This is a genomic window from Pseudomonas sp. C9-3 (assembly GCF_032392015.1).
In the GTDB taxonomy this organism is placed as follows: Bacteria; Pseudomonadota; Gammaproteobacteria; order Pseudomonadales; family Pseudomonadaceae; genus Pseudomonas; species Pseudomonas nitroreducens.
The window spans coordinates 669,460-683,739 of sequence record NZ_CP135919.1 but is presented as its reverse complement, the minus strand read 5'-3'; the positions used below and the strand labels follow the sequence as shown (position 1 = coordinate 683,739).

General features: G+C 64.4%; 13 protein-coding genes. 6 read left to right on the top strand and 7 right to left on the bottom strand.

Annotation, left to right across the window (positions count from 1 at the left end):
- Nucleotides 1–98: 98 nt before the first annotated feature.
- The 3 genes from RS899_RS03075 (at nt 99) to RS899_RS03065 (ending at nt 2,957) form a co-directional block, all read left to right on the top strand.
- Nucleotides 99–854 (top strand): DeoR/GlpR family transcriptional regulator, encoded by a 756-nt coding sequence (locus RS899_RS03075; RefSeq protein WP_054908866.1) that lies wholly within the window; start codon nt 99–101, stop codon nt 852–854.
- A gap of 143 nt (nt 855–997) precedes the next feature.
- Nucleotides 998–2,539 carry a glycerol-3-phosphate dehydrogenase gene (glpD, locus tag RS899_RS03070; RefSeq protein WP_315809064.1) on the top strand — a complete coding sequence of 514 codons (1,542 nt, stop codon included), beginning with the start codon at nt 998–1,000 and terminating at the stop codon, nt 2,537–2,539.
- Nucleotides 2,540–2,630: 91 nt separating this feature from the next.
- Nucleotides 2,631–2,957, top strand: coding sequence for a GlpM family protein (locus RS899_RS03065; protein ID WP_169942803.1), 327 nt, complete (start codon nt 2,631–2,633; stop codon nt 2,955–2,957).
- 1 nt (nt 2,958) lies between these two features.
- Here the strand turns inward: RS899_RS03065 and RS899_RS03060 are convergent, their stop codons facing one another.
- From RS899_RS03060 to RS899_RS03040, 5 genes are all read right to left on the bottom strand, one after another.
- A complete protein-coding gene (locus RS899_RS03060; RefSeq protein WP_315809063.1) occupies nt 2,959–4,044 on the bottom strand; it encodes a helix-turn-helix domain-containing protein in 1,086 nt (361 codons plus the stop codon).
- A 159-nt stretch (nt 4,045–4,203) separates the two neighbouring features.
- Nucleotides 4,204–5,163: a PDR/VanB family oxidoreductase gene (locus RS899_RS03055; RefSeq protein ID WP_315809062.1), complete on the bottom strand. Its 960-nt coding sequence runs from the start codon at nt 5,161–5,163 to the stop codon at nt 4,204–4,206.
- Between the two features lie 186 nt (nt 5,164–5,349).
- Nucleotides 5,350–6,471, bottom strand: a complete 1,122-nt coding sequence (locus tag RS899_RS03050) for an aromatic ring-hydroxylating oxygenase subunit alpha (RefSeq protein ID WP_054911252.1) — start codon at nt 6,469–6,471, stop codon at nt 5,350–5,352.
- A 140-nt stretch (nt 6,472–6,611) separates the two neighbouring features.
- On the bottom strand, nt 6,612–8,243 hold the full coding sequence (locus RS899_RS03045) for a BCCT family transporter (RefSeq protein WP_315809061.1): 1,632 nt from the start codon (nt 8,241–8,243) through the stop codon (nt 6,612–6,614).
- Between the two features lie 244 nt (nt 8,244–8,487).
- On the bottom strand, nt 8,488–9,573 hold the full coding sequence (locus RS899_RS03040) for a tartrate dehydrogenase (protein WP_315809060.1): 1,086 nt from the start codon (nt 9,571–9,573) through the stop codon (nt 8,488–8,490).
- Between the two features lie 102 nt (nt 9,574–9,675).
- Here RS899_RS03040 and RS899_RS03035 point away from each other — a divergent pair, with 102 nt between their 5' ends.
- Nucleotides 9,676–10,590, top strand: a complete 915-nt coding sequence (locus RS899_RS03035) for a LysR substrate-binding domain-containing protein (RefSeq protein WP_169941240.1) — start codon at nt 9,676–9,678, stop codon at nt 10,588–10,590.
- A 103-nt stretch (nt 10,591–10,693) separates the two neighbouring features.
- Here RS899_RS03035 and RS899_RS03030 read toward each other — a convergent pair whose 3' ends face one another.
- Nucleotides 10,694–11,689, bottom strand: coding sequence for an alpha/beta fold hydrolase (locus RS899_RS03030; RefSeq protein ID WP_054911249.1), 996 nt, complete (start codon nt 11,687–11,689; stop codon nt 10,694–10,696).
- A gap of 193 nt (nt 11,690–11,882) precedes the next feature.
- Here RS899_RS03030 and RS899_RS03025 point away from each other — a divergent pair, with 193 nt between their 5' ends.
- Together RS899_RS03025 and metR are read left to right on the top strand one after the other, a co-directional pair.
- Nucleotides 11,883–12,326, top strand: coding sequence for a CopD family copper resistance protein (locus RS899_RS03025; protein WP_054911248.1), 444 nt, complete (start codon nt 11,883–11,885; stop codon nt 12,324–12,326).
- Between the two features lie 125 nt (nt 12,327–12,451).
- Complete coding sequence (metR, locus tag RS899_RS03020) at nt 12,452–13,372, top strand: transcriptional regulator MetR (protein WP_054911247.1); 921 nt, start codon at nt 12,452–12,454, stop codon at nt 13,370–13,372.
- A gap of 252 nt (nt 13,373–13,624) precedes the next feature.
- On the opposite strand, the gene RS899_RS03015 is transcribed toward metR, so the two are convergent.
- The gene (locus RS899_RS03015) at nt 13,625–14,269 is read right to left on the bottom strand and encodes a glutathione S-transferase family protein (protein ID WP_315809059.1); all 645 of its coding nucleotides are present in this window, start codon (nt 14,267–14,269) and stop codon (nt 13,625–13,627) included.
- Between the last annotated feature and the right edge of the window lie 11 nt (nt 14,270–14,280).

The following is a 14,280-nucleotide window of genomic DNA, read 5'->3' as shown; positions in this document are numbered from 1 at the left end:
CAATAACGATGGCGTCCCCCTCGCTCCTACAAGTCCATGACAGCGTCGGCTCCGTGCGGCATCCTTGCCCTCCCGGCCCGTCCGCACGAGCGAACCGCATGAACCTGCCACCCCGCCAGCAGAACATCCTCGATCTGGTCCGCGAACGCGGCTACCTGAGCATCGAAGAGCTCGCCCAGCAGTTCGCCGTCACGCCGCAGACCATCCGCCGCGACATCAACCAACTGGCCGAGCAGAACCTGCTGCGCCGCTACCACGGCGGCGCGGCCTGGGATTCGAGCATCGAGAACACCGCCTACAACACCCGCGCCGACCAGATGCGCGACGAGAAGCAGCGCATCGCCGAAGCCATTGCCGCGCAGATTCCGGACAATGCCTCGCTGTTCATCAACATCGGCACCACCACCGAAGCCATCGCCCGCGCCCTGCTCGGCCACCGGAACCTGAAGGTCATCAGCAACAACCTGCACGTCGCCAGCATCCTCGCCGGCAAGGACGATTTCGAAGTACTGATCGCCGGCGGCACGGTGCGCAGCGACGGCGGCGTGGTCGGGCAGGCGGCAGTGGATTTCATCGAGCAATTTCGCGTCGACTTCGCCGTGGTGGGCATCAGCGGCATCGACGAAGATGGCAGCCTGCTGGACTTCGACTACCAGGAAGTGCGCGTCTCCCGCGCCATCATCGATAACGCGCGGCAGGTATTCCTCGCCGCCGACTCCAGCAAGTTCGGCCGCAACGCCATGGTGCGCCTGGGCCCGATCTCCCTGGTCAACCGAGTCTTCACCGACAGCCCGCCACCCGCCGCCGTAGCGCGCCTGATGAGCCAGTACAAGGTTCAGCTCGAGCTGGTCTGAGACTTCCCGGTTATTTCACTTTCGAACATTCAGACGAATGCCTGCGCGAATTCGCGCCAAAGGCTGGTCATGTTTCGTTCACTGAACTAGGATATTTTCGAAAACGAACATAAAAGATTCACTTTCAACACCCAGGCGGCCCCATGAATTACACCAGCAAGCGCCACGCGCCCCTTGCCGAAGTCTATGACCTGGCCGTCGTCGGCGGCGGCATCAATGGTGCGGGGATCGCGGCGGACGCCGCCGGGCGCGGGCTGTCAGTGTTCCTTTGCGAACAGCACGACCTCGCCGCCCACACCTCCTCCGCCAGCAGCAAGCTGATCCACGGCGGCCTGCGCTACCTCGAACACCACGAATTCCGCCTGGTCCGCGAAGCCCTCGCCGAGCGCGAAGTGCTGCTGGCCAAGGCTCCGCACATCGTCCATCCGCTGCGCTTCGTGCTACCGCACCGCCCGCACCTGCGCCCGGCCTGGATGATCCGTGCCGGCCTGTTCCTCTATGACCACCTGGGCAAGCGCGAGAAGCTGCCGGCATCCCGTGGCGTACGCTTCGGCATCGACAGCCCGCTCAAGGCCGAGATCACCCGTGGATTCGAATATTCCGACTGCTCGGTGGACGACGCCCGCCTGGTGGTACTCAACGCCATGGCCGCCCGCGAGAACGGCGCGCATATCCACCCGCACACCCGCTGCGTCAGCGCGCGGCGCAGCAAGGGTTTGTGGCACCTGCACCTGGAACGCCGCGACGGCAGCCTCTACTCGATCCGCGCCCGCGCGCTGGTCAACGCCGCCGGCCCCTGGGTCGACCGCTTCCTGCGTGAGGAACTGCGCCAGAAACCGCCCTACGGCATCCGTCTGATCCAGGGCAGCCACCTGATCGTGCCGCGCCTTTACGACGGCGAGCACGCGTACATCCTGCAGAACGAGGATCGGCGCATCGTCTTCGCGATTCCCTACCTGCGCCAGTTCACCCTGATCGGCACCACCGACCGCGAATACCAGGGCGACCCGGCGCAGATCAGCATCAGCGAAGCCGAGACCGACTACCTGCTCAACGTGGTCAACGCGCATTTCAAGCGCCAGTTGAGTCGGCAGGATATCCTGCGCAGCTTCTCCGGCGTGCGCCCGCTGTGCGACGACGAGTCCGACGATCCGTCCGCAGTCACTCGCGACTACACCCTGGCGCTGGACAACACCCCCGGCGAAGCGCCGTTGCTCTCGGTGTTCGGCGGCAAGCTGACCACCTACCGCAAGCTCGCCGAGGCCGCGCTGGAACAGCTCAAGCCACACTTCGCCGGCGTGATGAAGGCGAGCTGGACCGCCAGCGCCCCGCTGCCCGGCGGCGAAGCCATGACCACAGTGGAAGACCTGGCCATCCAGCTCATGGAACGCCTGCGCCAGCTCGACCCGGCCCTTGCCCGCCGCTGGGCCAGCACCTACGGCAGCCGCATCTGGCGACTGCTCGACGGCGCGCACAACCTCAGCGAACTGGGCGAACACCTGGGTGCCGGGCTCTATGCGCGGGAAGTGGAATACCTGGTCCGCGAGGAATGGGCCCGCGACGCCGACGACATCCTCTGGCGCCGCACCAAGCTCGGGCTGTTCCTCAATGCGCGGCAGAAGGAGCGGCTGGAGCAACTCCTCAGCAGCGAAAGCCCGCTGGAGCCCAGCACGCAGGTTGCCTGAACGTCGAATTGGAGCGAGCAGCCACTCTCGCGGATAATCCCCGACGCCACCGCCCCGGTGGCGTCGCCGCATAGAGAAAGACGTGGACCTGATCCTCAAGGCAGCCCTCGGCGCCGGCGTGGTGCTGATCCTCGCCGCGCTGTCGAAGACGCGCAATTACTACATCGCCGGCCTGGTGCCGCTGTTCCCCACCTTCGCCCTGATCGCCCACTACATCGTCGGCAAGAGCCGTTCGCTGGACGACCTGAAGACCACCATCCTGTTCGGCATGTGGTCGATCATTCCCTACTTCGTCTACCTGGCCGCGCTCTACCTGATGGTGGATCGCATGCGCCTGGAGCTGTCGCTGGCGATGGCTGCGCTGGCCTGGCTGGTAGCAGCTTCGCTGCTGGTGTTCGTCTGGGTACGCCTGCACTGAGTCAGGCGCGTGCCGCCAGCTGCGCTTCCAATTCGCTGATTTGCGCCTGCAGGCGGTCACGCTCGGCACGTTCGGCGCGGATGTCCTCGAACACGCTGATCAGGTGATCGGGCACCCCGTCCTGTGCGCGACGCTGCAGCGAGGTGCGCACGCGCACCCAGACATAGTCTCCGTCGCGGCGGCGCAAGCGTTTCTCGACCACGTAGCGATCGAAATGACCGGCCAGCAATTGGCGCAGAAGCTCCAGGTTGGTCGCCAAGTCGTCGGGGTGGGTGATGTCCTGGAAGGTGATGGCGTAGAGCTCCTCGGGGCGATAACCGAGCAACTCGCAGAGGCTGCCGTTCACCCGCTGCCAGCTGCCGTCCAGCCCAATGTAGGCCAGTGCGCCCCAGGTCAGTTCGAAGATCGCCCGGAAACGCTCCTCGCTGTTGCGCAGTCGCTCCTCGGTGGCCATGCGCTCGGTGTTGTCCATGCTGATGCCGACCATCTTCAGTGGTCGGCCGAGGGCATCGTTGACCACCGTGGCGCGCGAGGCGATCCAGCGCAGGCTGCCGTCGGGCTGGAGGATACGGAAATCGCACTCGCAACCCTTGCCCTCGGTAGCAGCACGCTCATACATCGCTTGCATGGTGGCCACGTCCTCCGCCGGGAGGTGCCTCCAGAACGTCTGGTTGGAGCTGACGTGCCAGCCGTAGACCGCTTCGACGTTCGGCGAATAGGTCACTTCGTCGCTGATCAGGTTCCATTCCCAGGTGACGATCCGCGCGCCCTCCTGGGCCAGCTTCATCCGCGTCTCGCTCTCCATGATCTCGGCGGTGTAGCGACGGCGCAGGTCAGTCATCGGCAGCTCGATCGGCTCGGCGTCCTGCACGCTGCGCAGGGCCTCCTCGCCGTAGCGCAGCCAGAGCCAATTGACCTTGAGAAAGTCTGCCAGCCGACGCAGGTTGTCGTAGTCGATCTCGCCGCCCTTGGTCCACTTATGCACCGCCGTGCGTGAAATACCCAAGGCCGAACCCACTGCCTGCAACGTCAGCTTGTGGTGTTCGAGCAGTTCCTTGAGACGGAAGGCGAAGCTGTTTTCCATCATGGGTGGCGCGGTCCCTGGAGGTATTCGAGGGCCGCAGTATACACAGCTGTAAACCGGTGGATGACAGCACTGGACCTGCAGGAACGAGCCTGGTCGCGAACAACCCCCGCCGCGCAGTGGGTTCGCGAGCAAGCTCGCTCCTACATGAAGGCCAGGAAGTTACAGGTCGATCACCAGCCGCTCCCCGCGAGCGCGGGAGACGCAGAGCATCAGGGTCTGTTGCGACGCCTTTTCCTCGTCCGACAGGTACTGGTCGAAATGCTCCACCTCGCCTTCGAGGATGCGCGTCTCGCAGGTTCCACAGACACCCTCGCGGCACAGGCAGTCCACCTGGGCGGCCTTCACGTTCTCGATGGCCTGGATGATGGTCATGCCCTCCTCCACCCGCAGTTCGCGGCCGGAGCGGCCCAGTACCAGGGTGAAGGCGCCGCCGCTGGCGGGAGCGGCCGCAAACTGTTCGAAGTGCACGCGCGCCTCTGCGATTCCGGCTTTCTTCGCGCCGTCGATGACTGCATCGATCAGCGGCTTGGGCCCGCAGACATAGACGTGGTCGTTCGCCGCCAGGGAGGCGAACAAAGCGGCCAGATCGAGGCGGCGATCCTCGCTGTCCACATAGAAACGCACATTCCCGGCATGCGGACCGTCTGCCAGCTCGCCCTGGAAGGCGCCATGCTCCGGGCTGCGGAAGGCGTAATGCAACTCGTACGGGACAGCGCCGCCTTCCAGCTCATGCAACTGGGAAAGGAATGGCGTGATGCCGATGCCACCCGCAATCAATACGTGGCGCCCGGCCTTGGGATCGAGGGCGAAAAGGTTGTTCGGGGTGGAGATCGTCAACTGGGTGCCGACCTCGACCTGCTGGTGCATGAAAGCCGATCCGCCCTTGGATTGCTCTTCCAGTCGAACGCCGATCTGGTAGTGGCTGAGGTCGCGCGGATCGCTCATCAGCGAATAGGCGTTGCTCAGGCCGTCGGCCATTTTCACGATCACGTGGCTGCCGCCGCTGAAGGCCGGCATTGGCTGGCCGTCGGCTCGCGCCAGAGTGAAGCGCTTGATCTGCGGGGTTGCCTGCTCCACGGCAGTCACGCGCACGCTGAACATCTCGTAGGTATTGGCCATGGTTCACCTCAACTGACCGGGTGGCCGCGCCACCCGCCTCCCTTCCGGCTCCCCGAGCGGCGGTGGAAGAGAGCTGTTTTCTAGGGAATGCCGCCCCGCTGTTTGCGGGGCGGGTGCCCTGCACCGACATCGCCGATGCAAGGCCTCACGCAAGTACTGTTCGCCGCCCACAGGCGGCGCGCCAGGTCAATCCAGGTGCGACACGGCGATCAGGTTGTGGAAGTGGGCAATGCCGTGCTCGCTGATACCGGTGCGCTCCTTGTCCACCATGATCCGGCCCTGGCCGCGGTAACCGCGGGACTTCAGGCCCTTCTGCACGCTTTCCACCAGGCGCAGGTCTTCCGGGCGGAACACTTCGCGGTACCAGTCGATGAGCTTCTGCTGCTCCTCGGTGATGTCCTTGTTGAGGAAGTAGATGTCGTAGTGCTGCAGTGTGGTTTCGGCGTCGACCGGGAACTCGTAGATCACGGTCATGAAGTTGGCACCCGGCGGCACGTTGAACATGGTGCACGGCCAGGCCCAGAAGCCGGAGAAAGACGGATCGCTCACCGACTCGTCGACCTTGAACGACTGCTCCGAGGACTTGGCGATGCCGTACTGCAGGGTCCAGTTACCGTGCAGGGTGTGACCGTACTGGCCGACGTCCACGGAGTCGGCGAAGCTCGGGTGCGCCGGGCCGCAGTGGTAGCACTCCATGTAGTTGTCGACGATGGATTTCCAGTTCGCCGGAGTGGCGCTGACGAAACGAGCGGCCAGGTGCAGGTCATCGATCACCGCGCAGGCGCCGCGCATCTTGGCTTCCAGGCCGGGCAGCTGCTCTTCCACGCTGCCGGCATTGGCGTCCATGTTGATGAAGATGAAACCGGCGTATTCCTCGACGCGCAGCTGCACCAGGCTGTAGTCACCCTTGTCGAAGGCCTCGACCTGGTCGCAGTTGCGAACGTGGGTCAGCTCGCCGTCGAGCTTGAAAGTCCAGGCGTGGTAGGGGCACGCGATGACGTTCTTGGCAATGCCGCCAGTGCCTTCGAGCAGTTGGTGACCACGGTGCGGGCAGACGTTGTAGAAGGCGCGCAGCACGTCATCGCGGCCACGCACGACAATGATGCTCTCGCCGATCACCTCGCGGACGATATAGGCATTCTTCTCGGCCACTTCACTGCGATGGCCCAGGCAGATCCAGCTGTGGGCGAAGATCTTTTCCTTCTCGTGCTCGAATACGGCATCGCTGGTGTAGAAGTTCGCCGGAATGGTGTAGGCGCGCTCGTGGTCGCTGCAAAAATCGGCGGGCAGGCGTTCGAAGTCGGTCATCGGATATCTCCAGGCTTTCATCGACTCGCGCAAGGCGCGGTCCATTTGATTTTTGGTTTACTGCAACCCGTTGGTTAACAGCGCAGGCAAAAAAAAGCCTGCGGGTGGCGTCGCCCGGGCTGGCGACGCCACGCAGGAAATCACTGGGCCAGGGCCACTTCCCGTACGGGTTCTACGACAGCCGAGGGCTCGACTAACGCCTCGCCCGCCAGCGCCATCGCTGCGGCCTCTTCCTCGATGCGGTAGGCCGGCATCGAGCCATAGTCCGCCAGCATCCACTTGAAGAAGCCATAGACCTTGACCAGCAGGATCAGCGTGAACGGAATCGCGGTGAGCACTACGGCGGTCTTCATCGTCGACAGCGAGGCCTTGGCGAACAGCATCGCCAACGGCACCAGGGTCAGGGTGATGGCCCAGAACAGGCGGTGGGTCGGCGTCGGATCATCGCCTTCCTGCAGGTTGCGGGTGCTGGTGGCAGCCACGGCGTAAGCGGCGGCATCCATGTGCGAGGCGCAGAACACAGCCATGATGAACAGGTACACGGCGAGGAACAGCTTGCCCCACGGCAGCGCCAGCAGCAGCGCCTCTACGGCGCTTTCGCCCCCCTGCTCGGTGAGGATCTTCGGCACGTCGACGGCACCGGTGATGAACTGGTGCATGCTGTAACTTTCCAGCGCACCGAAGAAGAACCAGCAACCGAAGCTGCCGCCCAGCAGCAGGGCGAATACCACTTCGCGCATCTGCCGGCCGCGCGATACGCGGGTCACGAACATGGCCACGCCAGGGGCGTAGGACACCCACCAGAGCCAGTAGAACACCGTCCAGTTGCGGGTGAAGGCGCCATCGCCGGCCGGGTCGGTGAACAGGCTCATGTGCACGTAGTTCTGGATCATCAGGCCGATGCCGTTGGCGGTGTTATTGATGGTGAACTGGGTCGGACCGACCAGCAGCACCACCGCGGCGAACACCAGCGCGCCGTAGCAGACGATCTTGCTCAGTTTCTGCAGGCCACCATCGATGCCGATGTAGGAGCTCAGGGAGAACAGCACGGCGATCACACCGATCACCAGTACCTGTACGGTGAAGGTATCCGGCGTGCCCACCAGCCCGGACAGGCCACGGGTCAAGGTCGAGGCGGTCAGCGCCAGGGACACGGTGAGTGCGCCCATCATGGTCAGCAGGAAGATCAGGTCCACCAGGCGCCCCACCGGACCGGTGGCCTTGAAGCCGGTGACGGCCTCGACGATGGAAGCCAGGTTCAGGCCGCTCTTCTTGCGCACGTGGAAGTGGTAGGCCATGGCCAGCGAGGCCAGGGCGTAGATCGACCAGGCGCTGATGCCCCAGTGGAAGAAGGAGTAGCCGACGCTGTACTCCAGCGCCTCGCGGGATTGCGGAACAATGTTCAGGCCGGGGGTCTGGTAGTAGTAGGCCCACTCCATCACGCCCCAGTAGAGCGTGGAGGAACCCATGCCAGCGCAGATGAACATGAATACCCAGGTGGCCGTGGAATATTCCGGTTTGCCGCTACCGAAGCGGATGTGGCCGTACTTGCTGCAGGCGATGTAGAGCACGGCCAGGGAGCTGCCGAAGATCAGCAGTTGCACGGCGGTGCCGAAGGTACGGGTAGCAACCTCGAACAGTTGATTCGCGGCTTGCTCGGCCTGGGCCGGAAACGCAGCGAGCCCGATCACGGTCAGGAGCACCGCGACCAGGCTCATGGATATCAGGAATACATCGACCTTCTGGGTCTTGCGGGGCATCAAGGGGGACATCAGGCGTCTCCTGGGACGTTTTTTGTTGTTGTTGCGCATCCGCCGCAGGCTGCGGATGAAGCATCGTCGGACCAGTTGACTCAAACACGAATAAACCACTGGTTAACAACGATCTAATGGTTAACAGTCTGCGATGAATCGCCGCAGGGTGCAAGAGCTACCCATCGACTCATGCTGCCCTGCCACGACACCCGTAACCGCTCAGCTACGGGCTTTTCATGGGTAATCCCCGCAGATGTAGGATTTATCTGCTAACGATCTCAGCAATTGCCGCACCCACCGCCTGGGTCGACAACTGCCCGCCCATGTCTCGTGTCACCGATCCATTGGCGATGACCTGTTCGATGGCCGCGAGAATATCGTCGTGGGCCGCGCGGTAGCGCGCATCGCCCTGGCCGACGAAGTCCAGCATCAGCGCTCCGGACCAGATCATGGCGATGGGGTTGGCGATGTTCTGGCCGAAGATGTCCGGCGCCGAACCGTGCACGGGCTCGAACAGCGAGGGGAATCTGCGCTCAGGGTTGAGGTTGGCCGAGGGTGCGATGCCGATGGTGCCGGCACAGGCCGGGCCGAGGTCGGAGAGAATGTCGCCGAACAGGTTGGAGGCCACTACCACGTCGAAGCGCTCGGGCTGCAGGACAAAACGGGCGCAGAGGATATCGATGTGCTGCTTGTCCCAGGTGATCTCCGGATAGCCGGCGGCCATCGCCGCGGTGCGCTCGTCCCAGTAGGGCATGCTCACCGCCATGCCGTTGGACTTGGTGGCCGAGGTCAGGCGCTTGCGTTCGCGGGTCTGCGCCAGGTCGAAGGCGTATTTCAGGATGCGGTCGACGCCGCGACGGGTGAACACCGATTCCTGCAGCACGAACTCGTTCTCGGTGCCTTCGAACATGCGCCCGCCCAGGGACGAATACTCACCCTCGGTGTTCTCGCGGATCACCACGAAGTCGATGTCGCCGGGCTTCTTCCCGGCCAGCGGGCAAGGCACGCCGGGGAACAGGCGCACCGGGCGGATGTTCACGTACTGGTCGAAGTCGCGGCGGAACTTCAGTAGCGAGCCCCACAGGGAGATATGGTCCGGTACCTTGTCCGGCCAGCCGACGGCGCCGAAGAACAGCGCGTCGAAATCCTTCAGCTGTTCGAACCAGTCGTCCGGCATCATCTTGCCGTGCTCCAGATAGTAGTCGCAGCTGGCCCACTCGAAATGTTCGAATTCCAGCGCCAGGCCGTGTTTCCGCGCGGCCGCCTGGACGACTCGCAGGCCTTCGGGAAGGACTTCCTGACCGATGCCGTCTCCGGGGATCGCGGCGATTCTGAATGGCTTGCTCATGGGGCACCCTCGCTGGTGTGAAGTGGAAAGCAGTGCTGGCCATGCTATAAGCAGCAAAATCAAACATAATCAGCGAGATCGTTGATTCTTTAAGCACGAACCGTGAATAAACTTCCCAATCTTGACGACCTCCGCGTCTTCATCCAGGTGGTTCGGCGCTCCAGCTTCGCTGCCGCCGCCAGCGAACTGGGCATGTCCGCCGCCTTCGTCAGCAAGCGCATCCGCCTGCTGGAGGATGACCTCGGCGTGCGTCTGCTGCACCGCACCACGCGGCGGGTCTCGGTGAGCGAAGACGGTGAGCGCATCTATCAATGGGCGCTGCGCATCCTCGATGCCGTGCAGCGCATGGGCGATGACGTCAGCGCCCTGCATCGCGAGCCCAGCGGGCTGCTGCGTATCGCCAGCAGCCTCGGGCTGGGCCGGCGCTTCGTCGCCCCAGCCTTGTCGGAACTCGCCACGCGGCACCCGCAGTTGGATATCCGGCTGGATGTACAGGACCGCCTGGTGGACCTGATAGGCGAAGGTTTCGATCTGGACGTGCGGGTGGGCAACGACATCGACCCCAACCTCATCGCCCGCCCATTGGCCAGGAACCGTCGGGTTCTCTGTGCCGCCCCCAGCTACCTGGAGCGCAGCGGGACGCCGCGCACGCTCGCGGAACTGGCCGGGCACGATTGCCTGGTGATCAAGGAGCGCGACCATCCCTTCGGCGTCTGGCACCTGCAGGGACCGGAAGGCGAGGAAAGCGTGAAGGTCACCGGGCCGCTGTCGTCCAACCACGGCGAGGTGGTGCACCAGTGGTGCATCGACGGGCGCGGCATCCTGCTGCGCTCCTGGTGGGACGTGCACGACAGCCTGGAGGATGGCCGACTGGTGCAGGTGCTGCCTGAATACCAGCAGCCGGCGGACATCTGGGCCGTCTATGCCGCCCCACTGGCCAGTTCGGCCAAGGTGCGGGTGGCGGTGGAGTTCCTGCGGCAGTATTTCGCCGAGCGCTACAGCTTGCCCGCCCCCTGAAACTCACAGCGAGCGTGGGAACGGTTTCCGGCCGCGATGTGCAAACGGCCGGCTCAGCGTGGTCGGAAATCGATCGCGGACTACGTCCGCTCCTGCGAAAGCCTCAGAGCTGGGCGACGTGCCCGCCACCCTGGTGCTCGCGCAGGTAAGGCAGCACTGCGCCGAGCAAGGGTTCCTTGAAGTCTTCCTGGAATCGGTGCGCCATCCCCGGAATCAACTTCAGCACCGAGCCGCGAATGTGCGCGGCCACATGCACGCCGTGCATCACCGGCAGCAGCGGATCGGCCGTACCGTGGACCACCAGGGTCGGCACGTTCAGCCGGTTGAGCAGTTCCACACGGCTGGGTTCGGCGAGGATCGCCAGCATCTGCCGTTGCACACCTTCGGGGTTGAAGGCGCGATCGTAGGAGCGCGCCGCCTGCTGCAGCAATTGCTGGCGGTCGTCGTGAACCTGCGGACTGCCGAGGGCGGCCAGCAGGTCGGCCTGCTGTTCGATGGCCTGTTCGCGGCTGGCGGCCTCGCGCCGGGCGAGCAGGCGCAGCAGCGACTCGCTGGGCGCCGGCAGGCCTTCGGCGCCGGAACTGGTCATCACCAGGGTCAGGCTGATCACGCGATCCGGCGCGAGGTCGGCGACATGCTGCGCGATCATCCCGCCCATGCTCGCGCCCAGCACGTGGGCGCGTTCGACGTGCAGGGCGTCCAGCAGGTGCAGTGCATCGCCGGCCATGTCGGTCAGGCTGTAGGGCGCACTCACGGGCAGGCCGAGGCGATAGCGAATCACTTCGTAGGTCAGGTTGCCGCTGGGCGTGGGAACACGCCAGGAAGACAGGCCGACATCGCGGTTGTCGTAACGGATAACCCGGAAGCCCTGCTGGCAGAGCGCCTCGACCACTTCATCCGGCCAATGGATCAGCTGCCCACCCAGGCCCATGACCAGCAGCAACGTCGGGTCCTGCGGACGCCCGATGCTCTGGTAGGCCAGGCGCACGTCGCCCAGGTCGACCAGTTCGGTCGGCACCCGCGCATCGCAGCGATCGGCGGCAATAGCAAAGGAGGGCAAGCCGCAGAAAAGTGCGACTGCCAGTAGAAAAGCACGCATGAATGAAAATCCGGAACGCAAAACCCCAGTTGATAGCGATTCTGATGAATTTCCGTCGCTCGCTCTGCCACAGGTCCGTGACAGTTTGATGAAAGGCGCTGAGCGGTCGCCGACGGCCCTTACCATGATGCGGATCAAGGGAGGCCGCCCCCAACAGTCGCGAAGATAAAAGCCCCCGCTCGGAAGCTCTGCCATGGCCTACCCCATCCTGCTGGTGCTGCACCTGTTCGCTGCGATCCTGTTCGTCGGCACGGTGTTCTTCGAAGTGCTGATCCTGGAGAGCATCCACGCCCATGTGCCGGCGCGGGCGATGAAAATGGTCGAGGGCGCGCTCGGCCGCCGCCTGCGCCGGGTGATGCCCTGGGTCATCCTGACCCTGTTCGGCAGCGGCCTGGGCATGCTGCACCTGCGTTACGTGCCGCTGCTGGCCGAGCCGCTGGCGTCGCCCTTCGCCACCCTGCTCAGCCTCAAGCTGCTGCTGGCCACCAGCGTACTGGGCCACTTCATCTTCGCCATGTATTCATTCCGTGTCGGGCGCATGACCGGCCAGCGTTCCCGGCGCATCCACTACAGCGTGTTCGCCCACGTGGTGCTGATCGTCCTGCTGGCCAAGGGCATGTTCTATCTGAGCTGGTGAATTAAACCTGGCGGGCAGGCCGGCGAACCCTGCTGGTGAAGCGCCAGCAGCCGGCTTATCATGAGGGCAGCTCAATTGATCCGCCTTTTCATCAAGATTTCCTCATACTGAGGCGAGGCCGCGCCATGCTTGAACTCCGTCACCTGAAAACCCTGCATGCCCTGCGCGAAGCCGACAGCCTGGTGGAGGCCGCCGAGCGCCTGCACCTCACGCAATCCGCCCTGTCCCACCAGTTCAAGGAACTGGAGGAGCGCCTGGGTCTGTCGCTGTTCATCCGCAAGACCAAGCCGGTCCGCTTCACCAGCGCCGGCCTGCGCCTGCTGCAACTGGCCGACGCGGTGCTGCCGCAACTGCGCGGCGCCGAACGCGACCTGGCGCGCCTGGCCGGCGGCACTGCTGGCCGCCTGCACATGGCCATCGAGTGCCACAGCTGCTTCCAGTGGCTGATGCCGACCATCGACCAATTCCGCGACGCCTGGCCGGAAGTGGAGCTGGACCTCGCCTCCGGCTTCTCCTTCGCCCCGCTGCCGGCACTGGCCCGCGGCGACCTGGACCTGGTGGTGACCTCCGACCCCGTGGAGATCGCCGGCATCACCTACGTGCCGCTGTTCACCTACGAAGCGCTGCTGGCGGTGGACAACCACCACGCGCTGGCCGGCAAGTCCTTCATCGTTCCGGAAGACCTGGCCAACCTGACACTGATCACCTACCCCATCGAGCGCGATCGCCTGGACATCTTCACCCGCTTCCTCGAACCGGCCGATGTCGAGCCAGCGCAGGTCCGCACCTCCGAGCTGACGGTGATGATGATGCAACTGGTGGCCTCCGGCCGTGGCGTCTGCAGCCTGCCCAACTGGGCGCTGCACGAGTACAGCTCGCGGGGCTACGTGACCGCCAAGCGCCTGGGGGAAAAAGGCCTGTATTGCACCCTGTTCGCCGCCATCCGCGCCGACATGCTGGACGCACCCTTCATGCGCGATTTCCTGCTGACCGCGAAGGACACTTCCTTCGCTACCCTCGAAGGCGTCAGCGCCGCCAAGGGCTGAGCACGGCCGAAACGCGCGCATAAAAAAGGCCCTCCTTGCGGAGGGCCTTGGGGACATGAATCAAGGAGCGGCTTGTAATAGCTTTAGTTGCCGACGCCACGCGATGGGGGGCGCGGCGTTGGGGTAATCATTGATCAATCGAGAAGGCGAGAAAATATTCCGACACGAGAAAAGGAATACTCCCACCCCACTTGAGACCAACTCCTCAAATCGCGCATCACCTTTCCAGCGCGCGCGATTTCCAGCCAGCGCTCACGACGGCTTCGCCTCCGCCACCCTGGCATGCTCCTCCGACCACTGCGCATCCCGCTCCCAAACCCGCTTGAAGGACGGGCGCGAGGTCACCAGTTCCACGTAACGCTCGAACACCGGCAGCTTGGGCACGACGCCGAAGCCGATGGTCCAGCGCAGGGCTGCGCCCCACAGCACATCGGCAGCGGTCATGCGGTTCCCGAGCAGGTAAGGGCCGGTTTCCAGCTGCTCGGCGAGGGCGCGCATCACGCTGTCGTAGTCGCCGTAAGGGCTCATGGCCTGCGGTGCGGCATCGCGCTTGAGGGCGCGGTCGACGATGGCCGGCTCGAAGCTGGAGCCGTAGAACACCAGCCAGCGCAGGTAGGGGCCGCGCAACGGATCGTCGAGGGCGGGAGCGAGGTTCGCGCGGGGGAAGAGGTCGGCGAGGTAGATGAAGATAGCGCCCTGCTCGGTAACCAGCGACTCGCCGATGCGGATCGCCGGCACCTTGCCCAGCGGGTTGACGGCCAGGAAGGCCGGTTTGCGCTGTTCGCCGGCCTTCATGTTGATCAGTTCGAGGTCGTACTCGGCGCCCAGCTCTTCCAGCAGCACCAGGGTGCCGCTGGAGCGTGTCTGAGGCGAATGGTAGAGAGTGAGGCGGGGCATGGCGGGATCTC